This window comes from Shinella sp. JR1-6, from assembly GCF_004284735.1.
In the GTDB taxonomy this organism is placed as follows: Bacteria; Pseudomonadota; Alphaproteobacteria; order Rhizobiales; family Rhizobiaceae; genus Shinella.
The window spans coordinates 421,143-445,313 of the sequence record NZ_SHMI01000001.1 but is presented as its reverse complement, the minus strand read 5'-3'; the positions used below and the strand labels follow the sequence as shown (position 1 = coordinate 445,313).

The following is a 24,171-nucleotide window of genomic DNA, read 5'->3' as shown; positions in this document are numbered from 1 at the left end:
TTTTCGATCAAGACCCTCTACGGCTGCGCCCTGCGCGGCCGTAGTTTCGTTTCCGGTCAGGGCCGCGCTCCATGCGGCCGCAGCCTCATCTGCAGCAGGCCGGTCATGATCGCCGAGGCGGCGTAGAACCAGAGACCCGGCTGAGTGAAGGCCGAGGCCATGCCGCTCGTCTTCGCCGCGACGATGACCAGCGCGACCAGCATCACATCCATCATCGACCATTTGCCGAGGATCGGCAGCAGCCGGGCAAGCCAGCTCGCCTTGCCCGTGGCCGGCGCCGGCGCGGTCGCCTCCAGCGCGATCGCAAAAAGTTTGACCACCGGGAAAACAATGGAGAAAAGCGCGACGAGCACCGCAAGGCCTCCGCTCTCCTGCGCCCAGAGCGAGACGACGATATCGATCAGCGAGGGGGTCTCGTCAAAGAAGTAGAGTTTCTCAAAACGCACGAGCGGCAGGACGAGACCGAAGGCGAGGAACAGCGCAGAGAGCACGAGAAGGACGGGAACGACGAGGATCATGGCAGGCCAACGCTGGTTTCGATGCCCCTGCATAGCACCGCGGCGGCGCGGACGCAGCACGGTCTGTTCACATCCCGTGCGCTTGCGGGAGGGCGCCAGACAGGAAAGGATGGCACCAGACAACAAGAGCGAGGAGCACCATGGATATCAGGAACGCGGAAACCGGCTCGAAAGGCCGCTACTCGACCACCGTCGAGGGCCATGAGGCGGAGGTGACCTATTCACGCGCCTCGCCGCAGCTCGTCATCGTTGACCACACCGGCGTACCGGATGCGCTGCGCGGCAAGGGGGTCGGTCAGGCCCTGGCGGCCCATGCCGTGGAAGAGGCGCGCAAGGGCGGTTGGAAGATCATGCCGCTCTGCCCCTTCTTCCGCGCCCAGGCCATGCGCCACAAGGAATGGCACGACGTCGTCAATCTGTGACGGAACCTTAAACAACGCGAAGAGCCCTCGTGAGCGGTCTTGCGGCCGCTCGCGAGGGTTCTTCAAAACCGGACCGGGTCAGGCGCGCAGCCGGACCGCGTTGTCGCGCTCTTCGAGCGCCGAAGCCTTGGCGAACTCCGCCTCCGCCTCTTCCAGCGCCAGTTCGGCCGCATCCTGCTGCACCTTCAGTTCCCGGATCGAGACCTGGAGGTTGTCGGAACGCTGGCGCGCCGCCTTGGCGAAGGTGGGGTAAGCGAAGTGGTTGGGATCGTTGATCCCGGATTTCTTTTCTTCGATGGCGATCTGGCTTTCCAGTTCCTTCGACATCCGTTCGAATTCGGACATCATCAACTGAAGCTGGGCCAGTTGCCGTCTCTTCTCTTTCACCTGAAATTCCTTCAGGCGAACTAGGCTCTCACGCGACTTCATACGCAATACTCCCGTGGATAGCGAGACCCCGGCATTGGAGCGAACGGCCGCCAAAACGCGACACCCGTTCACCCGGCATTCCAAATCAGTGCCCGAAGCACGGCTTTTAACCGCACGCCGGAGACCGGCACTCCGCCCGAAACCCGGAAAAACGCACCGGGTCTTAAAAAAAATTCAGCGATATTAATAAAACCCTACCGCTGGTAACCTTTCGTTTACGGGCATCGTTAATCATAGGTCCGATGATTTAAGGCTCAGTAAATGCGGTTCGCTAAAAAACGGGTTCGCCACATTGATGAGTCGAAAGAGTCGGTTAACCGTGGTTCTTAAAGAGACAGTTTAAGAGACACATTTCTGATTCATCCATGAAATCAGGGAGCTGCCTAAAATAATTAACAGATCGATACACCTTGCCAAAGGGAATCAGGATTTGTTAACCAATTCGTGGCAGCCTCCAAATCAGGCAACGACTGGATCCGTATCGCGTAGGGGGCCAGGTACCTTGAGCGGCGGAAAAGGGGACAGATATGCGGGTTCTACTCATTGAGGACGACAGCGCGACGGCGCAGAGCATCGAGCTGATGCTGAAGTCCGAAAGTTTTAATGTGTATACCACCGACCTCGGCGAGGAAGGTGTCGATCTGGGCAAGTTGTATGATTACGACATCATCCTGCTCGATCTGAACCTGCCCGACATGTCGGGTTACGAGGTTCTGCGCACGCTGCGCCTGTCCAAGGTCAAGACGCCGATCCTCATCCTCTCCGGCATGGCCGGCATCGAGGACAAGGTCCGCGGCCTCGGCTTCGGCGCCGACGACTACATGACGAAGCCGTTCCACAAGGACGAACTCGTCGCCCGTATCCACGCCATCGTGCGTCGTTCCAAGGGCCATGCCCAGTCGGTCATCTCGACCGGCGAGCTTATCGTCAATCTCGACGCCAAGACAGTCGAGGTCGGTGGCCAGCGCGTCCACCTGACGGGCAAGGAATACCAGATGCTCGAGCTGCTCTCGCTGCGCAAGGGCACGACGCTCACCAAGGAAATGTTCCTGAACCACCTCTATGGCGGCATGGACGAGCCGGAGTTGAAGATCATCGACGTCTTCATCTGCAAGCTGCGCAAGAAGCTGGCCAACGCCGCCGGCGGCGCGAACTATATCGAGACGGTCTGGGGCCGCGGCTATGTGCTGCGCGAGCCCGATGGCGACTTCGCCGAAAGCGCCTGATCGGCTCTCCCCTCGCCGCTCGAGATTTCGACCCGCCGCTTGCCGGCGGGTTTTCCTTTTGTGCGAAAGTTTTTACCTTGCAAAGCTCAGACAAAAACGCGGCCGGCTCCTGGCGAGCGGCCGCGTCCACAAAAATCAACCAGATGGTGGGGCGTTTCAGGCGGCGGCCGACAGGCTGCCGAATACCTGCGTCAGGATCTTGCGGTCGAAAGGCTTGAGCAGGAAGTCGTCCGCACCGGCGCGCTTGCCCATCATCATCTTCTTGAGATCGGCCTCGACGACGCAGTAATAGATGCGCACCGACTTGCCCTGCGGCAGGTTGCGGATATTGCCGATGAGTTCGAGAGCCCCGTCCATTGTCGAATCGACAATAAGGATATTGGGCAGTTCCGCCTCGCAGCGCACGAGGGCTTCCAGCGAGCTCGATGCTTCCAGAACGAGGAAATCGAAGCCGGAGAGAATACGCTTGCCGACCTTCCGGACGACGTCGGAACCATCGGCGATCATCAACCGCTGCATTCGCTGCTCCTAGGTCTCCCGCCCGTTGGACGGGAACAATACAGGATGCAACTCTACCGGCGACTGGCAAACAAAGCGTTAGCGGCCATGGTTAACGAACCATGGCCGCCATCGATTATTCCGAGGCCGGAACGACCCGTGCCGAAAAGACGATCTCTTCGGGACTGGCGGCGACGTCGAGCTCCATACCCGCCTCGTCGGCAAGCAGCACCGTGTAATAAGGCTGGATGGAATGGGCATCGACGGCCTCTTCCGGCGTGCCGGAGAGGATTTCCATGAACTTCGGCGGCACGCGCAGCATGCGGCCCCGGGCCGCGAGCTTGAAGGTCGCGTCGAATTCCGGATTGTCGAGCGTCACGTCGATCGAGCCGCCGCGCGGAATGGCACCGTAGGCCACGAGGAACAGATTGAGCAGCAGCTTGACCCGGTTCTTCGCAACGATGGCGCGCGGTCCGGTCCAGGTGATCTCGGTCTTCTTTTCGGCGGCAGCGAAATCACGCGCGGCCTTTTCCGCCTCGCCCGTATCGATGGAGGCGCCGACCGAGCCGGAGGCGCCGAAAGCGAGCCGCGCGAACTTCAGCCGGACCGAGGCATTGAGCGCGCTGGTGCGGATGAGATCCATCGCATCGGCATCGGCGCCGCCCTCGTCGAGCAGTTCCAGCCCGTTGTTGATCGCGCCGACAGGCGAGATGACGTCATGGCAGACACGGCTGCACAGAAGCGCTGCCAGGTCGGGACCGGTCAGCGTAAGGTTCGGATTTTTCGCCATAAATTTCTCCCAGATCCACGCATCACTTCACGCGGACGGCCCTAGCATGGGCACATTCGCGGGCATCCTGCGCGACGCATAGCACGCCGGAATTGCGCGAGGCGTGCCCGATTTGAAGACAGCCATAATGACACCACATTTGGTAAACCGATTGTTAAGACGATCGGATCAAATTGCAGCATGGAACGGGGCCGGTACATGAAGAAAGGCGAACGGGACATGGGTGTTTCAAATCTGGTCAGGATGGCGTGCAGGATCGCAACAGCGACGATCCTGGCGCTTCTCACGGTGCTGCCGGCACAGGCGCAGCAGAACGGCCAATATTCCATGCAGGAAATCGTCGATGCCGGCCACGGCTTCTTCGGCTCGACCTCGGGCGGCCTTGCCAAGGTGGTCGAGCGCGCCTTCGAGGCTCACGGCCTGCCGAACGGCTATATCCTTGGGCAGGAAGGCTCCGGCGCCTTCGTCGCGGGCCTCACCTATGGAGAGGGCACGCTCAACACCAAGAATGCCGGCCAGCATCCGGTCTTCTGGCAGGGTCCCTCGCTCGGCCTCGACTGGGGCGGCCAGGGCAGCCGGACGATGATGCTCGTCTACAATCTGCCCGACGTTAACTCGCTCTACGAGCGCTACGGCGGCGTCTCTGGCTCGGCCTATGTGATCGCTGGCGTCGGCATGCAGGTCAATGTCAACCGAGACGTCGTGCTCGTGCCGATCCGCACCGGCGTCGGCGCCCGCCTCGGCATAAATGCCGGCTATCTCAAGCTGACCCGCGAGCCCACCTGGAATCCCTTCTGAGAATGAAACGGCCCCCTCACCCGTCAGGTTAACCGAGAGTTGATTTCTGAGGGAAAGCCCCTCCCGCAAGGTCGAGCGAGCCGCTATAGTGGGCTCGTTCGAACCCGTTTTGGGCCAGTTTTGAAACGAGTGGACCCGTGATCGAGTATGCCCTTCTCTTCGCGCTCGGCTTTCTCGCCGCCACGCTGACCGGCCTGCTCGTCGCGCCGGCCATCCAGAAGCGCATCGTCAAATTCACCGAGGACCGCATGCGCGCCACCATGCCGCTGAGCCCGCAGGAAGTGCGCGCACAGAAGGATATGGCCCGCGCCGCCTATGCCGCGGAAAACGCCCGTCTGTCGGAAGGGGTGCGCCGCGAGCGCGAAAAGCACACGCTGGAAATGGTGCGCAGCGAGAAGCTACTGGCCCAGGCCGCGGCGATCGGCACGGAAAATGCCGAGCTGCATGCCCAGATCGCCGACATGAACATCGAGGCCGGCGACATGCGCTCGGCGCTGCGGCGCGAGGAAATGAAGACCGAACAGCTGAAGTCGGCGCTCGCGACGGCCGACCGCGAAATCCGCGGCAAGGTCGCCGACATCGAGACGCTGCACAGCCGCATCAACCATCTCGAAGCCGATCTCGACACGATGAAGATCGATCTTGCGACCCGCGACACGACGATGGAGAACCTGAAAAGCCGTATCGGCAATCTCAAGGACGAGCGCGACAAGCTGCGCGAGGATATCAAGACGGCGAGCCAGAGTGCCAAGGCACTGGAAGTGCGCCTGTCGCGCGAGGAAGGCCGCGTGCGCCAGCTCGAAACACGGCTGACGCGCGAGCTTGCCGGCAGCGCCGACAAGGACAATGCGATCGAACGGCGCATCGCGGAAATCAGCCGCCTGCGTGACAAGGTGAAGACGTTGACAACGGAAAACAAGGAAGCCGTGAAGGCCGTGCGTTCCACCGGACTTGCCCGCACTATTGCCGCGAGCCGGCTCGCCCCGCGCCGCGGCGACAAGGTGGCCCCGCCACCAATCGACATAGCGGCACTGGAAGAGGACGTACGCAATCAGGGAACGGCTCTTTCCGAACGGCTGATGGCGGCGAAGACCGGCGAAAACGACGCGGCCCTGCGCGAGGAGATGGCCGACCTTGCCAGCAAGATGATCGTGCTGACGGCCACCCGGGAGGGGGTCGGCTCACCGGTGCACGATCTCATCGCCACGATCGACCCCGCTCTCGACGGCGACGAGCGCAGCCTCGCCCAGCGTGTGCGCGGGCAGATCAACCGCGACGAGGCATAGCACCACTGCGGCGCGGGAGTGTGGAATGAAGATTGCCATCTTGGCCCTGATCATTGGCGTGACCGGCGCGACAGCTCCCTCGCCCAAGCAAGCAGCCGGTATCGACGGACGCTATTGTGGCCGACTTTGGAGCAACGGTGTTCTCGTCGAGGCGGTCACGGTGCTGAAGCTTGCCGGCGACGGTCGGCTGAGCGGCACCTATGAATTCGCCGACGGCGACGGTCGAACCCCGGGAACGCTGGCCGAGAGCCCGCCCGGCAACGGCCTTGCCCGCACGCTCGACTGGCAGGACATGTACGGCAGCGGCACGCTTTCCATCACCTTCCAGCCGGATTTCAGCGGCTTCACCGGCACCTGGCAGGACCAGACCGGCACGCCGAACGAACTGTGGGATGGCGTGCGCTGCTGATAGGTATCGTGCGGAACAAGGGCCGGACCAGGAGCGTCTAGGCGACACGGTCCATGGCAAGGGCGATCTGGTAGAGCGCAATGCCGCTCGCCGTCGCGACATTGAGGCTGTCGAGCCCCGGCCGCTGCGGAATGCGCGCCGTCCGGAAGGAAGAGAGAATGCTGTCAGGCAGCCCCTCGCCTTCCGTGCCGAGTACGAGCGCGATGCGTCGCGCCGCCGGGATGTCCGCCACCGGCACCGCACCACGTGGTGAAAGCCCCCAGATCTCGAACCCTGCTTGCGCAAGGCCGTCAAGCAGGGCTTCGGCCCCGAGGCCACGGGAAAACGGCACGCTCAGCACCGAGCCGACGGAGACACGGATCGCCTTGCGGTAGAGCGGATCGCAGGACGTCTCATCAAGGAACACCGCATCCGCGCCGAAGGCCGCGGCATTGCGGAAGATCGAGCCGACATTGTCGTGGTTCGAGAGGCCGCATCCTGCGAGAACAAGGCTCGTTTCCGGCAGACGGCCCAGAAGCGTGCCCCCCTGTTCCACCGGCGGCTTGCTGCCCAGCGCCAGCACGCCGCGGTGCATGTTGAAGCCGGCGACCGCATCAAAGACCGCGGACGAGGCAATATAAACCGGCACCGTCTCCGGGAAGGAAGCCAGCACATCCGCAACACCCGCGAGGCGGTTTTCGAGCAGCAGGATAGCCTCGGCGGCAAAACCGTTCTCGCGGGCCGTGGGCGCTCCGAGCATGCGCAGCACCACCGTGCCTTCGGCGACGAACAGGCCGTCCCGGCCCGTCAGGTCACGCTCACGGATCGACACGAACCCCGCAATGCGCGGGTCTGCAGGATCGTCGATCTGAACCGGTTGCGCCGCCATGCCGGATCAGTTGCCAGCGACCGCGACCTCGGCGACGATGCGCCCGGCCGCGATGTCGAACAGGAACGCCTTGCGCGCGCCGTCGGCCATCACGCCATAGAACAGAATCTGCCCGCCGGAATTGGAGACTGCAGAGACGGCGAAACCATCGGGCAGCGTCGCGGTCGCCTTGAGCGGCGCATCACTCGGCACGGCGAGGGCCTCACCGGACGAGGCCACAGCTTCCGACTTGCCATCCCGCGTGTTGATCTTATAGACAATGGCCGCAAGCACCGCCATGAACATCAAGAGCATGATGCCGCCCGAGACCAGCTGCAGGCGCATCATCTTGCGACGAACGTTTTCCATGACAGGGTCGAGCGGCTTGTCTTCCTGATCGTTGTTTTCGATGTTGGACATGGCAGGCGCCCTTCCGGCAATGAGTGTAGTGAACGATGACCGACCCCTTTAAAGAAGCCGACGCCACAAGAAAAGTCCTGACGGTACCGGAAGAGGCCGAAGGGCGTATCGACGCCTGGCTCGCCGCAACGCTTGCCGGCGATTTCTCGCGCAGCCGCATCAAGGCGCTGATCGAGGAAGGCGCCGTGCTCGTCAACGGAGCGGCCATCGGGGAACCGAAGCGCAAGATCCATCCCGGCGATCGCGTCGAGATCGCTCTGCCGGAGCCGCGCGATCCCGAGCCGAAGGCCGAGGATATCCCGCTCGACGTGCTCTACGAGGACGACGACCTGATCGTCATCTGCAAACCGGCCGGCCTCGTCGTCCATCCTGGCGCCGGCAACGGGACCGGCACGCTGGTCAATGCGCTCATCCATCACTGTGGAGCGAGCCTTTCCGGCATCGGCGGCGTGCGGCGCCCAGGCATCGTGCACCGGCTCGACAAGGAGACCAGCGGGGTCATGGTCGCCGCCAAGAACGACGCCGCGCACCGCCACCTCTCCGACCAGTTCGCCGACCACGGCCGCACCGGTCCGCTGGAGCGCGCCTACCAGGCCGTCGTCTGGGGCCGCCCCCGCCAGCTCAAGGGCACGATCGACGCCCCGCTCGGCCGCGGCGCCGACCGCACGAAACGCGCGGTGAAGCGCGAGGACGCCGACGATGCCCGCGAGGCGATCACCCACTACGAAGTGGTGGAGCGTTACGGCGAGACTGAGGACGGCACCAGCCTTGCCTCTCTCGTCGAGTGCCATCTCGAAACCGGCCGTACGCACCAGATCCGCGTGCACATGGCCCATATCGGTCATCCCCTGATCGGCGACCCGGAATATGGCGGCGCGTTCAAGACCAAGGCCAATCGGCTGCCGGACGACGCGCGCCAGGTCGTGAACGCCTTCCACCGCCAGGCGCTGCATGCCTTCCTGCTGCGGTTCGAGCATCCCGCAACGGGCGAAACCATGCACTTCGAAGCCCCTCCGCCGGAAGACCTGGAGCTGCTGCTCGAAGCGCTGCGGGCGGTCTGAATGCCTGCCAGGCCTTGATTCTCAGGCGCGGGACCCCATTTTGAGGCTGTGTCGTACAATCTGTCCCGCCCCTCCGCCTTCACGCAGCCGTGAAGCCTGCGGCGCCTTGAACCATTGTTTTGCCATACCTATCTATAGGATCGTGGGATCGCCATGACCCACAGGGAGCATGGTTGCTGACGGGGATCCGGTTTTCAGGATCAAGCTCCATACCAAGGCTTGCCGGAATGGAAGCCGTCTCAGAAAGGGGTGCTGAATGGCCCGCAATACGCTGCCGTCGATCACGGCTGGAGAAGGTGGTCTCAACCGCTATCTCGATGAAATCCGCAAGTTTCCGATGCTTGAGCCGCAGCAGGAATATATGCTCGCCAAGCGTTACCAGGAGCACGGCGACCGTACTGCCGCCCATGAGCTCGTCACGAGCCATCTTCGTCTCGTGGCCAAGATCGCCATGGGTTATCGCGGCTACGGCCTGCCGATCGGCGAAGTCGTCTCGGAGGGCAATGTCGGCCTGATGCAGGCCGTCAAGAAATTCGACCCGGAGCGCGGCTTCCGCCTTGCGACCTATGCCATGTGGTGGATCAAGGCCTCGATTCAGGAGTACATCCTGCGCTCTTGGTCGCTGGTGAAGATGGGCACGACCGCCAACCAGAAGCGTCTCTTCTTCAACCTGCGCCGCATGAAGAGCAAGATCCAGGCGATCGACGACGGCGATCTGAAGCCCGACCAGGTGAAGGAAATCGCCACCAAGCTGAAGGTCTCGGAAGAGGAAGTCGTTTCGATGAACCGTCGCCTCACCGGCGATGCTTCGCTGAACGCGCCGATCAAGGCCGGCGAGGGCGAATCCGGCCAGTGGCAGGATTGGCTCGTCGACGACCACGACAGCCAGGAGCAGACGCTCATCGAGCAGGACGAACTGGATACCCGCCGCGCCATGCTGGCGCGCGCGATGGGCGTCCTCAACGAGCGCGAACGCCGCATCTTCGAGGCTCGCCGCCTCGCCGAGGATCCGGTGACGCTGGAAGAACTCTCCACCGAGTTCGACATTAGCCGCGAGCGCGTCCGCCAGATCGAGGTCCGCGCCTTCGAGAAGGTACAGGAAGCCGTGCAGAAGTATGCGGCCGAGCAGGCCCGCGCAGTCCGCGTAATCGAAGACGCCTGAAGGTAACGCATCCTGGATATTGGAGGGGGCCGGCATCGTTGCCGGCCCCTTTGTCTTTGCGCTATCGCCATCGCCTGCGCCCTCGCATCGGTGGCTACCGTGCCGCGACAACCGCCACCCCGGCCCCCACCATGACACCGCCCGCCGCGCGGTTCATGCGGCGGACAACGGCAGGCGTCCGGAGCAGCTTGCGGGCACGGCCGGCAAGGATCACATGTCCGCCGATCACCACGGCCTCGACCACAAGGATCACCGCCATCAGCACAAGGAGATGGCCGGGGGTCAGCGACGCCCCGACGACATTCGGCAGGAGTGCCACGTAGAACAACGGCATCTTCGGATTGCCCAGGTTGAGCGCAATGCCGGTCGCGAAGATCTTCAGCAGGCCACGCCGTTCGGCCACCGGTTGCAGCTCCGGCACAACGGGCATCGCCGTCCACAGTTTCACCCCCATCCAGACCAGATAGGCCGCTCCGGCGTAGCGCAGGATCGTCATGACGACACTCATCTCGGCAGCAATGACGGAAAGACCGAATGCGGCCAATGTCAGGAAGATGAGAATGCCGGCAACCGTACCGGCCCCATAGGCGATGCCCGAGGCCGCCCCGTGCGAGATCGTGCGGGCGACGATCGTCATGTTGTCAGGTCCCGGGCTCGCGGCGAACACGAAAAAGGCCGCAGCAAAGGCAAGCAAGGTCGAGAAATCCACGGAACCTCCGAAAGTCATGAGTCGCTTCCGGAGGTGTAGAATAGCCCAGTCCCGCCGATGGGAAAGTGGAAATCGTGGCAACGCGCAGGATCGGCAGCGGCGCCCGCCGCGCGGCGCTTTCGGAACGGGTCCCATAACGAAGAAAGGGCCGGCATTGCTGCCGGCCCTTTCTCGATCAGAGGTCCGCGCCCTTACTGGCTGCCCGGCGCACCCAGCGTCGCCCAGGCCTTCATCACCTTGTCAAAGGCTTCCGCGCCCGCAGTGCCCTTGTCGAGCGTAATCAGCGCGCGGCGGCCATTGCGATAGGTGATCGGAATGTCGATCCAGCTGCGGGTCCGCAGGAGGTCGATGTTCTTGGCGATCGCCTCAGGGAAGTCGTTGAGCGCGATCATGTGGAAGTCGTCGGTGATCTTTGCCGGCACGGCGATCAGCGCATCGCCGCGGTCCTGCTCCGTGCGCTTCATCGCCACGCGCTGCACGCTTTCGATGCCGCCGCCTTCGAAGTTCTCCGGCAGCGAAAAGACGAGTTCCACCAGATGGCTCGCCGGCAGCGAACGGTCGCCATTGCGGCGGAAGGTGATCAGTGCCGTCAAACCTTTCGAGGGCACATTGACCTGCGCGCGCACCACAGGTTCGGGCTTGGCATCGCCACCCGGCGACTCTTCCGCGCTCGACCATGCCACCGTGCCTTCGATCGCCGTCGGCGCCGTCTGGCCGAGGCGCTCCTCATAGAGGAACATCTTCTGCGTCACACCGAGCGCCGGCTGCTCACCGGTCGCAGCGGGCGTGCCGCCCTCGGTCGTCGTGGCGCCACCGGTACCGGCAGGGGTCCGCGCCGCGCCGTCGGTGGTGCCCGGGGTCGCTTCACCCGTCGTCGTGCCGCCGGCAGCGGCTGCGCCACCTTCCGTCGTCACGCCAGCCGTTTCCGGCGTCTGGGCGGCAACCGACTTGCCTTCCTCCGACGTCGCACCGTCAAGCGCGGCCGCCGGACCTTCATCTACCTCGGTGCCGTCCGTCAGGAGGCGTTGGGTGAACTTGCCGTTGGCGCTCGGGGTCGCCGCGGCGACCTCGGTGTTCGTCGTCGTGCCGCCGGCTCCGTCCGGCGTCTGGGCAGTCTCGCCCGACGTGGTGCTCGCCGGCAGATTGCGGCCGCCTTCGGCGGTTTCGTTCGTCTTCTGGGTTTCCGCCGGCGTCTCGGTGGAGGGAGCGGTGAACGCTGCAATGCGCTCGTTGACCCAGCCGTTCACCGTTTCGCGGTTGAACCAGTAGGCAGCACCCGCCCCGCCGACAATGGCGACCAGCGCCACCACGGCTGCAAGCGCCGCGACATTGATACGCGACTTGCGCGGCTCGGCGCGGAAGGAACGCTGCGGCGCCCGCGCCGTCTCCACGACGGGCGTGAACGGCGTCGCATCGGCAAACCCGGCCTCCGCCGCGACGGCCGCACCAGCTGCGGCCGCACCAGCCTTCGGGCTGTGGCCGAGAAGCTCGTCAAGATCGCCCCAATCACGGGAAGACGTTGCCTGTCCCTGAACTGCCGCCGGCTGGGCAGCCTTCTCCTCCGGCCAGTCCCAGGCGAGCGGGTCGACAGGGGTCTCGGCCGGCTGAGCACGGTTCTCGGCGCTCACATCGGCAGCGCTCGCCTCGTTCCAGTTCCACTGGGCTTCGGCCGCGGGCATGCGAGCATCCGCCACCGGTTCGGCTTCGGGCGCATGCTCGTCATGCACCGGATAGGTCTGCGCCTGCGGCTCGACGGCCACGGCCGTCTCCTCCGCATCGGTCTTGCGTGCAGATTCCTGCTCCGGCTCCTGCCAGGAGGGAACATAGTCATCAGCCGGTGCAGCCTCGACATGCCAGGACGGCTCGTTGTGCGCCTCGACGGCGGCCGGCTCCGCTTCCTCTTCGGCACGGTCTTCCGCAACGGGCTCGACAGGCTCGGATTCGGCATAGGCAGCCGGCATTTCTTCCGCCGGCGCCTCGGTGGCGGGCTCTTCCTCAGCGGTCTGCTCGTCCTCGTTGGGTTGCCCAACGGGCTCGGCAACAGGTTCTTCGTGATGCTCCGGCTCCCGCTCAGCCTCGGCAACGGCCTCCTCAGGCTCGGCAACGGCGGCGGTTTCTTCCGCCACCGACTCCGGTTGCAACACCTCTTCGACGGGTTCGGGCGCGGCGTCGTCAGCCGGCAACGCCTCGGCGTGGTCCAGCTCGACGCTATCGATCGCCGCCTCAAGCTTGTCGAGCTGGCGTTTCACAAGGTCATCGGAAGGGCGCGGGTTCATGGATTCGAGCTGCCGGCGGACGGCACCGCGAGCCTTCTCGTAAACCTTCTGCCGCATCTCGGCATTGTTGTCCGAGAGGCCATCCACGGCCCTTCGAATGACTGCTACAAAATCCGCCATCAGAACTTTCCGTCGTGTCCGCTCGCTATCTCATTGGAATACGTCACGGAACTGGTGTTGAGCTTGAGATTAGTCCTCAAACGGGTCGGTCACAAGTATGGTGTCATCCCGCTCCGGACTGGTCGAAAGCAGCGCGACCGGGGCGCCGATCAGCTCTTCGACCTGACGTACATATTTGATCGCCTGGGCCGGCAGATCCGCCCAGCTGCGCGCGCCGACCGTCGACTGCTTCCAGCCTTCGAGTGTGATATAGACCGGCTCGACACGGGCCTGTGCTGCCTGGTTGGCCGGCAGATAGTCGATCTCCTGGCCATCGAGCTTGTAGGCGACGCAGATTTTCAGCTCATCGAGGCCATCGAGAACGTCGAGCTTGGTGAGCGCGATGCCGGTGATACCCGAGGTCTTCACGGTCTGGCGGACAAGAACCGAATCGAACCAGCCGCAGCGGCGCGGACGTCCGGTATTGACGCCGACCTCGCGACCGACAGTCGAAAGATGCTTGCCGATCTCGTCATCGAGTTCGCAGGGGAACGGTCCTTCGCCGACACGGGTCGTGTAGGCCTTGGTGATGCCGAGCACGTAGCCGATCGCCGTCGGACCGAGACCGGAACCGGCGGCGGCCTGGCCCGCGACCGTGTTCGACGAGGTCACGAAGGGATAGGTGCCGTGGTCGTTGTCGAGCAGCGCGCCCTGCGCCCCTTCGAAAAGGATGCGGGAACCGGCCTTGCGGTGGTCGTCGAGAATGCGCCAGACCTGATCGACATAGGGCAGCACGCGGTCGGCGACGTCCGTGAGTTCCTTCTCGATCGATTCCACCGAGATTTCCGGCAGGCCGAGACCACGCCGCAGCGCATTGTGATGGGTCAGCAGCCGGTCGATCTTCGCCGGCAGCGCGTCCTTGTCGGCCAGATCAATGGCGCGGATGGCGCGGCGGCCGACCTTGTCCTCATAGGCGGGGCCGATGCCGCGGCGCGTCGTGCCGATCTTCGTGCCGCTGTTGGAGGCGGCATCTTCACGGAAGCCGTCCAGGTCACGGTGCAGGGACAGGATGAGCGGGGCGTTGTCGGCGATGCGCAGGATCTCCGGCGTGATGTTCACGCCCTGGCCGCGCAGCTTCTCGATTTCCGCCACGAAGTGGTGGGGATCGACGACGACGCCGTTGCCGATGACGCTGAGCTTGCCGCGCACGAGGCCGGACGGCAGCAACGCCAGCTTGTAGCTGACACCATCGATAACAAGCGTATGACCTGCATTGTGGCCGCCCTGATAGCGGACGATGACATCCGCGCGTTCGGAAAGCCAGTCGACAATCTTGCCCTTGCCTTCGTCACCCCATTGAGATCCGACCACCACGACGTTCGTCATTTCATCTTTCCCGTTTTCGCGCGCGAGCGCTTTACTGTTACGCACACATGCGCGCGCGCCTGACACAAACCCGCGCATCTATACTGTGTTGTCTTTGGGAATGCGACCCTGTTATGACGGCCACAATCCGCTTTTTGCATGACATCTCGTGCTTTTTCACCTTATGTGAGGCGCCAGCCGGCCCGCCCTGCATGCATCCTTCCACCCACCGGACCCAGTTGCCTTGAACAGCAGAGCCTATTTCTACCTGTGCATCACCTCGCTTTTCTGGGGCGCGAACTCGGTGGCCGGCAAGCTTGCCGTCGGCCATGTCAGTCCGATGGTGCTGACCACCTTCCGCTGGATCGTCGCACTGAGCATCATCCTGATCCTCATGCTGCCGCAGGTGAAACGTGACTGGCCGGCGATCCGCAGGCACTGGCTACAGCTGCTGCTCTACGGTGCCCTGGGCTTCACCGCCTTCAACGCTCTGCTCTATACGGCGCTCGGTTATACCAGCGCCATCAATGCCGTCATCGAGCAGGCCGGCATCCCCATGCTGATCTTCGTCTTCAACTTCGCGCTCTTCCGCATCCAGGCCTCGATCGCGCAGGTCCTCGGCTTCACCGTCACGCTGGTCGGCGTTCTGGTAACAGCCTCTCATGGCGATTTCTCGACTTTGGCGGAACTCGAATTCAACTTCGGCGATGCATTGATGCTCGGTGCCTGCATCGTCTACGCCGCCTATACGGTCTCGCTGCGCTGGAAACCGGAGATGCACTGGCAGAGCTTCATCGCCGCCCCGGCCTTCGGCGCGCTGCTCAGTGCCATTCCACTCTTCTTCTGGGAAGTATCGCGCGGCGCCGCCATCTTCCCGGATACGACCGGCTGGGCCATCGTGCTCTATGCCGGCATCTTTCCTTCCCTGCTCTCGCAGGTGCTCTATGTACGCGGCGTGGAGATGATCGGCGCCAACCGGGCCGGCCTCTTCATCAATGCCATCCCGGTCTTCGGCACGATTCTGTCCGTGGCCCTTGTCGGCGAAACCATGCACATGTTCCATGTCGTCGCACTTCTTCTCGTGCTCGGCGGAATCGCGATAGCCGAATGGGGGCGACCGAAAGAGAAGAAGACCTGACAGATGCTAGAAATGACCTGTAATAACCTGTAATCGCAGGACATTCATCCCTAAAACTGGGGCCGTCACTTAAATCTTGTTTAGATTTTTAATGTTGCACTCACCGTCAACATGGATCTATTCGAGTTTTAAGTCGTGAAAAACATCCGCATTTCCACCCGCATCTATCTGCTCACCGCCATGGCGCTGTTCTTCATGGCTACCGCCATGATCTACAAGACACAGGCCGCCAACGAGGAGGTGAACGACGAGCGCCGCCAGATGCTGCGCAACGTCACGGAATCCGCCATCTCCGTCATCGCCTCCTATGAGAAGCTGGCCAAGGACGGCGCGCTTTCCGAAGAGGAAGCCAAGACGCGCGCCATCGCCGATGTCATGGCCATGCGCTTCGGCGAAGGCGGCTATTTCTTCATCAACTCCTTCGACGGCATGATGGTGGCGCATCCGCTGAACGCCAAGCTGATCGGCACGGATGTGCGCGGGCTGAAGGACACGCAAGGCAAGGCCTTCAACATCGAGTTGATCCAGCTTGCCCAGAACCCCGGCAGCGGCTTCGTCGACTACTATTGGGACAAGCCGGGCCAGAGTGAACCGGTCGAGAAGTTCTCCTATATCCAGGGCTTCAAGCCCTGGGGCTGGGGTATCGGCACCGGCGTCTATGCCGACGACCTTGCCGCCAAGTATTCTGCGTCGCTGACGACGACGATCGCCATCACGTTGCTTGCCGGCGCTGCAACGCTTCTCGCCGCACTCGCCATCGGCCGCTCGATCAGCCGTCCAATCAACCGCCTGAAGGACGTGATGCTCGAAGTCTCGCGCAACCAAACGCACTCCACCGTGCCGGATACCGACCGCAAGGACGAGATCGGCAACATGGCCGATGCACTCGTGCTGCTGCGCAACTCCGTCATCGAGCGCAACGAGCTGGAAATCCGCCAGCGCGAGCAGCAGGGTCTGCTCGACGGTGAGCGCAGTGCCAACGAGGAGCGCCAGGCGGCCGTCGCCCGCAGCCAGTCGCGTGTCGTCGAAACCATCGGCTCCGCACTGGAACGCCTCGCCCAGGGTGATCTCACCGTCGATGTGCCGGACCTTGGCCGCGACTATGAAAAGCTCCGCCGTGACTTCAACGGTGCCACCGATGCCCTGAAATCGACCATCGCGGCCATCGCGGAATCCACAGCCGTGGTAAACGGCAGTGCGGGCGAGATCAGCCGCGCAGCCAACGACCTGTCACAGCGCACCGAACAGCAGGCCGCCTCGCTGGAGGAGACCGCCGCCGCACTCGACGAGATCACCGCCGCCGTGCAGAACTCCACCGCGCGCGCAGAGGAAGCCAAGCGCATGGTTTCCGAAGCCCGCGCCGGCGCCGCAAAGTCGAGCGAAGTCGTGCGCAACGCGATCAACGCGATGGGCCGCATCGAGCACTCCTCTTCCAAGATCGGCGAGATCATCGGGGTCATCGACGACATTGCCTTCCAGACGAACCTGCTCGCGCTCAACGCCGGCGTGGAAGCGGCCCGTGCGGGCGAAGCCGGCAAGGGCTTTGCCGTCGTCGCCCAGGAAGTGCGCGAGCTCGCCCAGCGTTCGGCCAATGCAGCCAAGGAGATCAAGACGCTGATCAACGCCTCCACGACGGAGGTCTCGGCCGGCGTCAACCTCGTCGAGGAAACCGGCAGTTCGCTCGCCGATATCGAACGCCGTGTCAACGATATCAACGAGCGCATCGTCGCCATCGCGACCGCCGCGCAGGAACAGGCCGTCGGCCTTCGGGAAATCAACACCGCCGTCAACCAGATGGATCAGATGACCCAGCAGAACGCTGCGATGGTTGAAGAAACCTCGGCCGCCAGCCAGACGCTGGCGCAGGAAAGCGGCCAGCTCGCCGGCCGCATCGCCCACTTCCAGCTGGCCGGCTCCGGCCGCGGCGAGATGCGCCGCGCTGCCTGACCGCCGCAGCAGCACACCTCAACGAAAAGGCCCGCCGGAGACATCCGGCGGGCCTTTCTGTTCGTCTTGGGAGGACGACGATCAGTCGACGTTGAAGACCAGCGACTTGACCTGGCGGATCGCCGGGTTGGCGCGAAGCTTGTTCATCACGTCTTCGGAAACGGCGGCATCGACATAGAGCAGCGCGATGGCGTCACCGCCCTGCTTGTCACGGCCGAGCTGGAAGTTGGCGATGTTGACCCCACCCTCGCCCAGCGTGGTGCCGATGAAGCCGATCATGCCGGGAACGTCGGTGTTGGTGATGTAGACCATGTGGTTGCCCACATCGGCGTCGAGGTTGATGCCCTTGATCTGAATGAAGCGCGGCTTGCCGTCGGAGAAGACCGTGCCGGCGATCGAGCGGGTCTGGTTGGCCGTCGTCACCGTCAGACGGATGTAACCGTCGAAAACGCCCGACTTGTCGCGCTTGACCTCGGAGAGGATGATGCCCTTTTCCTTGATCATGATCGGCGCGGAGACCATGTTGACGTCGGCGACCTGCGAGCGGATGAGACCGGCAAGCACCGCGCTGGTCAGCGCCTTGGTGTTCATCGAAGCCGTCGCGCCGTCGTAGAGGATCTCGATTTCCTTGATCGCGCTTTCCGTGACCTGGCCAACGAAAGCGCCGAGCACGTCGGCAAGCCGGATGAACGGCTTCAGGATCGGTGCTTCCTCAGCGGTGATCGACGGCATGTTGATGGCGTTGGAGACAGCACCGCGCACCAGGTAATCCGACATCTGCTCGGCGACCTGCAGGGCGACGTTCTCCTGCGCTTCCGTGGTGGAAGCGCCGAGATGCGGCGTGCAGACGACGTTCGGCAGGCCGAAGAGCGGGCTTTCCTTGGCGGGCTCGACCTCGAAGACGTCGAAGCCGGCGCCGGCGACCTTGCCGGACTTTAGCGCTTCGGCAAGATCAGCCTCTACGACGAGGCCGCCGCGGGCGCAGTTCACGATGCGCACGCCATCCTTCATCTTGGCGATCGCCGCCGCGTCGATGATGTTGCGCGTCTTGTCCGTCAACGGCACATGCATGGTGATGAAATCGGCTTCGGCAAAGAGTTCGTCGAGCTCGACCTTCTTCACGCCCATCTCCTCGGCGCGCTCCTTGGAGAGGAACGGGTCATAGGCGATGACGTGCATCTTGAGGCCGATGGCGCGCGAGCAGACGATCGAGCCGATATTGCCGGCACCGATGACGCCGAGCGTCTTGCCGGTGATCTCGACACCCATGAACTTCGACTTCTCCCACTTGCCGGCCTGCGTGGAGGCGTCGGCGGCGGGAAGCTGGCGGGCGACGGCGAACATCAGGGCGATCGCGTGTTCCGCCGTGGTGATCGAATTGCCGAAGGGCGTGTTCATGACGATAATGCCGCGGCGCGAGGCGGCCGGGATATCGACATTGTCGACGCCGATGCCGGCGCGGCCGATGACCTTGAGGTTGGCAGCAGCAGCGATCAGCTTTTCCGTCGCCTTGGTGGCGGAGCGGATGGCGAGGCCGTCATAGTTGCCGATGATTTCGGCAAGCTTGTCCTTGTCCTTGCCGAGCTGCGGCTGAAAATCGACGTCTACGCCGCGATCGCGAAAGATCTGGACGGCGGTTTCCGACAGTTCGTCGGATACGAGTACGCGAGGTGCCATGAGAGGCCTCCTTCAATTGAGTCTAGGGAGATGAGATCAAAGGTGGCTTCGCCCAGGGGACGAAGCCGGTCGCGAAAAAATCAGGCCGCAGCCTTGGCCAGCGTCGCCTTCTGGGTCTCGAATGCCCAGGTCAACCAGGGCATCAGCGCCGCAAGGTCAGCCGTGTCGATGGTCGCACCGGTCCAGATTCGCAGTCCCGACGGAGCGTCGCGGTAGGCGCCGATGTCGTAGGCGACACCTTCCTTGTCGAGCAGGGCGACGAAACCCTTGGCGAAAGCGGCCTGTGCATCAGCGTCGAGCGCCAGCACGTCCTTGTCGGCAATCGTCAGGCAGACCGAGGTGTTGGAGCGCGTCGCCGGTTCCTTGGCGAGGTTGGCGATCCAGTCGTTCTTCTCGACGAAGTCGAAGATGACCTTGGCATTGGCGTCGGCGCGGGCCATCAGGCCCTTGAGGCCGCCGACCTGCTTTGCCCAGAGGAGCGCATCGATATAGTCCTCGACGCAGAGCATGGAGGGCGTGTTGATCGTCTCGCCCTGGAAGATGCCCTCGATGATCTTGCCGCCCTTGGTCATGCGGAAGATCTTGGGCATCGGCCAGGCCGGCGTGTAGCTTTCGAGACGCTCGACAGCGCGGGGCGACAGGATGATGACGCCATGCGCGCCCTCGCCGCCCAGAACCTTCTGCCAGGAGAAGGTGACGACGTCGAGCTTCGCAAAGTCGAGGTTCTGCGCGAAGGCGGCCGAGGTCGCGTCGCAAATGGTGAGGCCCTGGCGATCGGCCGGGATGAAGTCGGCGTTCGGGACGCGGACGCCCGAGGTGGTGCCGTTCCAGGTAAAGACCACGTCACGGTCGAAATCGATCGTGGAAAGGTCGGGAAGCAAGCCGTAGTCGGCCGTAATCTTGCGCGTGTCGGGAAGCTTCAGCTCCTTCGCGACATCCGAGACCCAGCCCGAACCGAAGCTTTCCCAGGCGACCATGTCAACGCCGCGCGGGCCGAGCAGCGACCACAGCGCCATCTCGACGGCGCCGGTATCGGAGGCCGGCACGATGCCGATGCGATAATCATCAGGCACTTCCAGGATTTCACGGGTAAGGTCGATGGCCTGCTTGAGCTTGGTCTTGCCGATCTTGGCGCGGTGCGAACGACCGAGCGGAGCATCGGAAAGCGCGTCGAGCGACCAGTTGGGGCGCTTCGAGCAAGGGCCAGAAGAGAAATGGGTATTGTTCGGACGCACGTCCGGCGGTGTGACGGTCTTCGTCATGATCGCTATCCTTCCAGATAGATAGCCCTTCGTTGGGGAAGGGTGTCCCGCCGCCGTGAATATGGAAGAGCCGCTCTCAAGTCAAGCGGAATATGTCGGAAACGAAAAATGATCCGGCGCAAAGGAAACGGCGCGCCGGTTTCTCGACGCGCCGTTGCACAAGACAGAAGAGGTCGCTTACCAGGTGGAGACGCGGATACCGGCACGGAATTCGTGCTTCTGGAACCCCTCGTCACGTCCCTTGACGCTGACGGTGCCGACACCGGGCACGTCAGCACTGCCGCCGAAGGCCTTGCCGCCCGCCATGTCGGAGAAGCGGTAACCGAGATCCAGCTTGACGCGTTCGGTGAGATCGATGGCGGCGCCCGCCATCAGCGCATAGGTGAAGCGCCAGCTGTCGTCGCCCTTCACGCGGATCTCGTCGAAGGTTGCGCCCGCGCAGGATCCCGTGTCGTTCCGGCAGTTCGCGTTGGTCCGGAAGCTGTCCCATTTCATGTAGGTCACGCCCGCACCCGCGCCGAGATAGGGCGTTATGCCGGCATAGGTTCCGAGATCCACATAGCCGTTGGCGAGGAAGTTGGCCGCGCTGTAATCCGCCTTCTGGCCGAGACGGCAGGTCGTGCCCGCCGGGGCGGTGATGCAGGGCGAATCGAGGCTCGAGCTGCCGCGCAGCGAGCCGTTGAAGAAATCCGTCGTCAGGTCGGCGCGCAGGAAGTTGTTGAACTGGTAACCCATGCCCACGCCATAGGACACGGGCTTCGAGAAGCGGGCATTGTCGAAATCGCCTTCCGCGAAGGCCGCACCGAAGGCGTCGATCCGGTAGTTCGGCTTGTCGTGCTTGACCCAGCCGGAATAACCGAGGTCGCCGCGGATGTACCAGCCCTCGGCCACCGTGCTGCCGGAAACATCGATTTCCGGCGCATTGATGATGTCGAGATCGCTCGCTGCCGCACTCGTCGCGACGAGGCCGGCAAGAACGGCAATACCAAGCGGTGCAATGCGGCGGAACATGGTCTCGATCCCTCAAGGCCGGACAGGCCGGCGGTTGCGTGATGGGCGCACGACCACGCATCCTTAGGAGATCGCTGCCCTACACCGTTGGTTAACCATAAATCTTAAGGCATGAAGAAACGGTTAAGTACCGGGATCCACAGCACGTTCCGAAATGCGAAAGGCCGCCCGGAGGGCGGCCTTGCAGGGCAGTCGAAAGAACGGGTTTACTTGTAAACCGGCTGTTCGATCGGGATTTCGACCGGCGGGATATAGGCCTGCTGGTCGCAACCGTTGAAGGAGTAGCGCAGACCCGCACGCGCTTCGTGGCTGTAGAAGCCCTTGTCGTAGCCCGGGCCGCCGCCGGCATTGAAGCCGAACATGTCGCCCTTGGTGACGTGGCGGAAGCGGTAGCCGACGTCTGCCTTCAGGTTGCAGGTGACATCGACGGAGGCGCCGGCCATCAGCGCGTAGGTGAAGCGCCAGCTCTTCCGGCCACGGTGATCGAAGCTCGGGTCGCAGTTGGTCGGGTCGCCCGTTTCGCACGAGGTGTTCTTGAGGCCCTTCCAGTTCACATAGGTGCCGCCGATACCCGCGCCGACATAGGGCGTCACGATACCGTAGGTGCCGATGTCGACATAGGCGTTGGCGAGGAGGCTGAGGGCCGTCAGCGAGGAGACGTCGGTCGAGGTGCAGTTCACCGCAACGCCGCAACCGCCCGTCGTCGAGCCCTTGAACTTGGACTTGAACATGTAGTCGAGCGTCACGTCCGTGCGGAAGTGGTCGTTGATCTGGTAACCGACACCACCGCCTATGGTAAAGCCGCTCTTCAGGCGCGTGGAATCGAAGCTGCGATAGGTATCGTTCGAGCCCTGATAGAAGTTGGCCCCGCGCATCTTGTTGTACGACCAGCCCATGTCACCGCGCAGATACCAGCCGCCCGTCTCGATGACGGTTTCCTGCACCGGCGCTTCGATGACCTCCGGCTGGTAGATGTCGGCCGCATAACCCGACGTGCCCGTCAGCAGGACGGCAACCACGCCACTCAAAACTTTCCTCATGGCCTTGCTCCAATAGGCTTTGCTTGGGTTGGCCGGCGCGCCGGATTCCAAGTCCCTCGATCAGGCATGGATAATGGCGAGGAAAGGTTAAGGGGCGATTAACTACAAACATTTACCGTATTTGTTAATGGCCGTTCATGAATTCGGTAAACAACAAATAAAAATCGAAGGATTTTCACGACAACCGCCCCCACGACTTACCGATAAAAGAAAAGGCCGAAGCAATGCTTCGACCCTCTCAAGAAATACACCGCAGAGCGGCTCAGGCGGCGTTGCGTACCGCGCCGATCACGTCCACCAGCTCATCGACGATGCGCTCCACCTGCGCCCGGTCGTCACCTTCCGCCATCACGCGGATCAGCGGCTCGGTGCCGGAGGGGCGGATGAGGAGGCGGCCGTTGCGGGCAAGTTCGCATTCTGCGTCGGCGATCGCCTGGCGAACGGTGGCGTCCTCCAGCGGCTGACCGGCCTTGATCCGCACGTTTTTCAACACCTGCGGCACCGGCTCGAAGCGATTGCACACCTCGCTGACCGTCTTGCCGCTGCGCTTGACGCAGGCGAGCACCTGGAGGGCGGCGACGAGGCCGTCGCCAGTCGTACCGAAATCGGACAGCACGATATGGCCGGACTGCTCGCCGCCGACATTGTAGTCGTGCTGGCGCATGTGCTCGACGACATAGCGGTCGCCGACCTTGGTGCGCTGGAGGCTGAGGCCCTGGTCGGTGAGGAAACGTTCGAGACCGAGATTGGACATGACGGTCGCGACAATGCCGCCACCACGCAACATGCCGTCCGCCGCCCAGCTTTCGGCAATAGCGGCCATCAGCTGGTCGCCGTCGATGATCTTGCCGTTCTCGTCGATGACCTGCACGCGGTCGGCATCGCCGTCGAGCGCGATGCCGATATCGGCGCGCACCTCGTGCACCTTGCGCTGCAGGGTTTCGGGATGGGTGGAGCCGCAGTCGAGATTGATGTTGAGGCCGTCGGGCTCATTGCCGATCGTCACGACGTCGGCGCCGAGTTCCCAGAGGGCAGCAGGCGCAACGCGGTAGGCGGCGCCGTTGGCGCAGTCGATCGCAACGCGCAGGCCCTTCAACGTCGTGTCGCGCGGCAGCGTGCGCTTGGCATGCTCGATGTAGCGGTCATGCACACCATCGATACGCTTTGCCCGGCCGATCTCCGCGGATTTGGCGAGTTGTGCCGTGATGTCCTTGTCGAGCAGCTCCTCGATCTCCATCTCGATCTCGTCGGAGAGCTTGTAGCCGTCGGGACCGAAGAGCTTGATGCCGTTGTCGTAGAACGGGTTGTGCGAGGCGGAGATCATCACGCCGATATCGGCGCGCAGCGAGCGCGTGAGCATGGCAACGGCAGGCGTCGGGATCGGGCCGAGGATGAAGGCATCGATACCCGCCGCGGTGAAGCCGGCGACCATGGCGTTTTCCAGCATGTAGCCGGAAAGGCGCGTGTCCTTGCCGATCACCACCCGGTGGCGATGCGCGCCGCGGCGAAAGATCGTGCCGACGGCGATGCCGACCCGCATGGCAAGGTCGGGCGTCATCGGGAAGATGTTGGATTGTCCCCGGATACCGTCCGTGCCGAAATAACGACGTTTCATGTTCACTCCTGAAATCGCCGGCCTGGGCGGCGCTTTGCGCTACGCCCTGCTCTGGCTTTTTGTCTCTACGCAATTCCGGACACAAAACCGCTGCGCACGTTTTCCGGAACGGCTTTCGCATTCAATCTGCCGCACCCGCACACCCATTTCAGGGCAGAAGGTAACG

The 24,171-nt window shown here is 63.2% G+C and carries 23 protein-coding genes; 9 read left to right on the top strand and 14 right to left on the bottom strand.

Annotated elements, in window-relative coordinates; genetic code table 11:
- Positions 1-56: 56 nt before the first annotated feature.
- On the bottom strand, positions 57-551 hold the full coding sequence (locus EXZ48_RS02060) for a paraquat-inducible protein A (protein ID WP_371687635.1): 495 nt from the start codon (positions 549-551) through the stop codon (positions 57-59).
- Between the two features lie 107 nt (positions 552-658).
- Between EXZ48_RS02060 and EXZ48_RS02055 the strand changes: the two genes are divergently transcribed.
- Entirely contained in the window at positions 659-940 is a 282-nt protein-coding gene (locus EXZ48_RS02055; protein ID WP_023515013.1) for a GNAT family N-acetyltransferase, read from the top strand.
- A 78-nt stretch (positions 941-1,018) separates the two neighbouring features.
- Here the strand turns inward: EXZ48_RS02055 and EXZ48_RS02050 are convergent, their stop codons facing one another.
- Positions 1,019-1,369, bottom strand: coding sequence for a hypothetical protein (locus EXZ48_RS02050; protein WP_024270823.1), 351 nt, complete (start codon positions 1,367-1,369; stop codon positions 1,019-1,021).
- Between the two features lie 527 nt (positions 1,370-1,896).
- Between EXZ48_RS02050 and ctrA the strand changes: the two genes are divergently transcribed.
- Entirely contained in the window at positions 1,897-2,595 is a 699-nt protein-coding gene (ctrA, locus tag EXZ48_RS02045; protein WP_024270822.1) for a response regulator transcription factor CtrA, read from the top strand.
- Between the two features lie 156 nt (positions 2,596-2,751).
- Here ctrA and EXZ48_RS02040 read toward each other — a convergent pair whose 3' ends face one another.
- Both EXZ48_RS02040 and chpT read right to left on the bottom strand, forming a co-directional pair.
- The gene (locus EXZ48_RS02040; RefSeq protein WP_024270821.1) at positions 2,752-3,114 is read right to left on the bottom strand and encodes a PleD family two-component system response regulator; all 363 of its coding nucleotides are present in this window, start codon (positions 3,112-3,114) and stop codon (positions 2,752-2,754) included.
- A gap of 115 nt (positions 3,115-3,229) precedes the next feature.
- Positions 3,230-3,883: a histidine phosphotransferase ChpT gene (gene chpT / locus EXZ48_RS02035; protein WP_130514142.1), complete on the bottom strand. Its 654-nt coding sequence runs from the start codon at positions 3,881-3,883 to the stop codon at positions 3,230-3,232.
- Between the two features lie 243 nt (positions 3,884-4,126).
- On the opposite strand from chpT, the gene EXZ48_RS02030 reads away from it, so the two are divergent.
- The 3 genes from EXZ48_RS02030 to EXZ48_RS02020 all read left to right on the top strand — a co-directional run bounded on the left by EXZ48_RS02030 (position 4,127) and on the right by EXZ48_RS02020 (position 6,376).
- Positions 4,127-4,681, top strand: coding sequence for a DUF1134 domain-containing protein (locus EXZ48_RS02030; RefSeq protein WP_037407931.1), 555 nt, complete (start codon positions 4,127-4,129; stop codon positions 4,679-4,681).
- Between the two features lie 137 nt (positions 4,682-4,818).
- Positions 4,819-5,967 carry a hypothetical protein gene (locus EXZ48_RS02025; RefSeq protein ID WP_130514140.1) on the top strand — a complete coding sequence of 383 codons (1,149 nt, stop codon included), beginning with the start codon at positions 4,819-4,821 and terminating at the stop codon, positions 5,965-5,967.
- A 25-nt stretch (positions 5,968-5,992) separates the two neighbouring features.
- A complete protein-coding gene (locus EXZ48_RS02020; protein ID WP_130514139.1) occupies positions 5,993-6,376 on the top strand; it encodes a hypothetical protein in 384 nt (127 codons plus the stop codon).
- A 37-nt stretch (positions 6,377-6,413) separates the two neighbouring features.
- On the opposite strand, the gene EXZ48_RS02015 is transcribed toward EXZ48_RS02020, so the two are convergent.
- Together EXZ48_RS02015 and EXZ48_RS02010 are read right to left on the bottom strand one after the other, a co-directional pair.
- A complete protein-coding gene (locus EXZ48_RS02015) occupies positions 6,414-7,244 on the bottom strand; it encodes an RNA methyltransferase (RefSeq protein WP_130514138.1) in 831 nt (276 codons plus the stop codon).
- Between the two features lie 6 nt (positions 7,245-7,250).
- Positions 7,251-7,643 carry a hypothetical protein gene (locus EXZ48_RS02010; RefSeq protein ID WP_130514137.1) on the bottom strand — a complete coding sequence of 131 codons (393 nt, stop codon included), beginning with the start codon at positions 7,641-7,643 and terminating at the stop codon, positions 7,251-7,253.
- 35 nt (positions 7,644-7,678) lie between these two features.
- Here EXZ48_RS02010 and EXZ48_RS02005 point away from each other — a divergent pair, with 35 nt between their 5' ends.
- Both EXZ48_RS02005 and rpoH read left to right on the top strand, forming a co-directional pair.
- Positions 7,679-8,704 carry an RluA family pseudouridine synthase gene (locus EXZ48_RS02005; protein WP_130514136.1) on the top strand — a complete coding sequence of 342 codons (1,026 nt, stop codon included), beginning with the start codon at positions 7,679-7,681 and terminating at the stop codon, positions 8,702-8,704.
- 256 nt (positions 8,705-8,960) lie between these two features.
- Positions 8,961-9,866: an RNA polymerase sigma factor RpoH gene (gene rpoH, locus EXZ48_RS02000; protein WP_024270820.1), complete on the top strand. Its 906-nt coding sequence runs from the start codon at positions 8,961-8,963 to the stop codon at positions 9,864-9,866.
- A gap of 94 nt (positions 9,867-9,960) precedes the next feature.
- Here rpoH and EXZ48_RS01995 read toward each other — a convergent pair whose 3' ends face one another.
- The 3 genes from EXZ48_RS01995 to EXZ48_RS01985 form a co-directional block, all read right to left on the bottom strand.
- The gene (locus EXZ48_RS01995) at positions 9,961-10,575 is read right to left on the bottom strand and encodes a LysE family translocator (RefSeq protein WP_023515083.1); all 615 of its coding nucleotides are present in this window, start codon (positions 10,573-10,575) and stop codon (positions 9,961-9,963) included.
- A 191-nt stretch (positions 10,576-10,766) separates the two neighbouring features.
- Entirely contained in the window at positions 10,767-12,971 is a 2,205-nt protein-coding gene (locus tag EXZ48_RS01990; protein WP_130514135.1) for a hypothetical protein, read from the bottom strand.
- 69 nt (positions 12,972-13,040) lie between these two features.
- Positions 13,041-14,336, bottom strand: a complete 1,296-nt coding sequence (locus tag EXZ48_RS01985; protein ID WP_023517014.1) for an adenylosuccinate synthase — start codon at positions 14,334-14,336, stop codon at positions 13,041-13,043.
- Positions 14,337-14,559: 223 nt separating this feature from the next.
- Here EXZ48_RS01985 and EXZ48_RS01980 point away from each other — a divergent pair, with 223 nt between their 5' ends.
- A complete protein-coding gene (locus tag EXZ48_RS01980; RefSeq protein WP_050746139.1) occupies positions 14,560-15,453 on the top strand; it encodes a DMT family transporter in 894 nt (297 codons plus the stop codon).
- A gap of 135 nt (positions 15,454-15,588) precedes the next feature.
- Positions 15,589-17,400: a methyl-accepting chemotaxis protein gene (locus tag EXZ48_RS01975; RefSeq protein WP_130514134.1), complete on the top strand. Its 1,812-nt coding sequence runs from the start codon at positions 15,589-15,591 to the stop codon at positions 17,398-17,400.
- Between the two features lie 81 nt (positions 17,401-17,481).
- Here the strand turns inward: EXZ48_RS01975 and serA are convergent, their stop codons facing one another.
- The 5 genes from serA to glmM all read right to left on the bottom strand — a co-directional run bounded on the left by serA (position 17,482) and on the right by glmM (position 24,005).
- On the bottom strand, positions 17,482-19,077 hold the full coding sequence (gene serA, locus EXZ48_RS01970; protein WP_050746141.1) for a phosphoglycerate dehydrogenase: 1,596 nt from the start codon (positions 19,075-19,077) through the stop codon (positions 17,482-17,484).
- An 80-nt stretch (positions 19,078-19,157) separates the two neighbouring features.
- Entirely contained in the window at positions 19,158-20,339 is a 1,182-nt protein-coding gene (locus EXZ48_RS01965) for a phosphoserine transaminase (RefSeq protein WP_050746142.1), read from the bottom strand.
- A gap of 177 nt (positions 20,340-20,516) precedes the next feature.
- Entirely contained in the window at positions 20,517-21,350 is an 834-nt protein-coding gene (locus EXZ48_RS01960) for an outer membrane protein (protein ID WP_130514133.1), read from the bottom strand.
- Between the two features lie 206 nt (positions 21,351-21,556).
- Positions 21,557-22,390, bottom strand: a complete 834-nt coding sequence (locus EXZ48_RS01955) for an outer membrane protein (protein WP_023513693.1) — start codon at positions 22,388-22,390, stop codon at positions 21,557-21,559.
- 262 nt (positions 22,391-22,652) lie between these two features.
- A complete protein-coding gene (gene glmM / locus EXZ48_RS01950) occupies positions 22,653-24,005 on the bottom strand; it encodes a phosphoglucosamine mutase (protein ID WP_130514132.1) in 1,353 nt (450 codons plus the stop codon).
- Between the last annotated feature and the right edge of the window lie 166 nt (positions 24,006-24,171).

Excerpts from the sequence above, each read along its gene's own strand:
- EXZ48_RS01960 (WP_130514133.1), bottom strand. The coding sequence starts at position 21,350 with ATGTTCCGCCGCATTGCACCGCTTGGTATTGCCGTTCTTGCCGGCCTC.
- EXZ48_RS02015 (WP_130514138.1), bottom strand. The coding sequence starts at position 7,244 with ATGGCGGCGCAACCGGTTCAGATCGACGATCCTGCAGACCCGCGCATT.
- EXZ48_RS02005 (WP_130514136.1), top strand. The coding sequence starts at position 7,679 with ATGACCGACCCCTTTAAAGAAGCCGACGCCACAAGAAAAGTCCTGACG.
- EXZ48_RS01990 (WP_130514135.1), bottom strand. The coding sequence starts at position 12,971 with ATGGCGGATTTTGTAGCAGTCATTCGAAGGGCCGTGGATGGCCTCTCG.
- EXZ48_RS02060 (WP_371687635.1), bottom strand. The coding sequence starts at position 551 with ATGCAGGGGCATCGAAACCAGCGTTGGCCTGCCATGATCCTCGTCGTT.
- EXZ48_RS02020 (WP_130514139.1), top strand. The coding sequence starts at position 5,993 with ATGAAGATTGCCATCTTGGCCCTGATCATTGGCGTGACCGGCGCGACA.
- EXZ48_RS01955 (WP_023513693.1), bottom strand. The coding sequence starts at position 22,390 with ATGAGGAAAGTTTTGAGTGGCGTGGTTGCCGTCCTGCTGACGGGCACG.
- ctrA (WP_024270822.1), top strand. The coding sequence starts at position 1,897 with ATGCGGGTTCTACTCATTGAGGACGACAGCGCGACGGCGCAGAGCATC.
- serA (WP_050746141.1), bottom strand. The coding sequence starts at position 19,077 with ATGGCACCTCGCGTACTCGTATCCGACGAACTGTCGGAAACCGCCGTC.
- EXZ48_RS02050 (WP_024270823.1), bottom strand. The coding sequence starts at position 1,369 with ATGAAGTCGCGTGAGAGCCTAGTTCGCCTGAAGGAATTTCAGGTGAAA.
- chpT (WP_130514142.1), bottom strand. The coding sequence starts at position 3,883 with ATGGCGAAAAATCCGAACCTTACGCTGACCGGTCCCGACCTGGCAGCG.
- EXZ48_RS02040 (WP_024270821.1), bottom strand. The coding sequence starts at position 3,114 with ATGCAGCGGTTGATGATCGCCGATGGTTCCGACGTCGTCCGGAAGGTC.
- EXZ48_RS02055 (WP_023515013.1), top strand. The coding sequence starts at position 659 with ATGGATATCAGGAACGCGGAAACCGGCTCGAAAGGCCGCTACTCGACC.
- rpoH (WP_024270820.1), top strand. The coding sequence starts at position 8,961 with ATGGCCCGCAATACGCTGCCGTCGATCACGGCTGGAGAAGGTGGTCTC.
- EXZ48_RS01985 (WP_023517014.1), bottom strand. The coding sequence starts at position 14,336 with ATGACGAACGTCGTGGTGGTCGGATCTCAATGGGGTGACGAAGGCAAG.
- EXZ48_RS02030 (WP_037407931.1), top strand. The coding sequence starts at position 4,127 with ATGGCGTGCAGGATCGCAACAGCGACGATCCTGGCGCTTCTCACGGTG.
- EXZ48_RS02010 (WP_130514137.1), bottom strand. The coding sequence starts at position 7,643 with ATGTCCAACATCGAAAACAACGATCAGGAAGACAAGCCGCTCGACCCT.
- EXZ48_RS01965 (WP_050746142.1), bottom strand. The coding sequence starts at position 20,339 with ATGACGAAGACCGTCACACCGCCGGACGTGCGTCCGAACAATACCCAT.
- glmM (WP_130514132.1), bottom strand. The coding sequence starts at position 24,005 with ATGAAACGTCGTTATTTCGGCACGGACGGTATCCGGGGACAATCCAAC.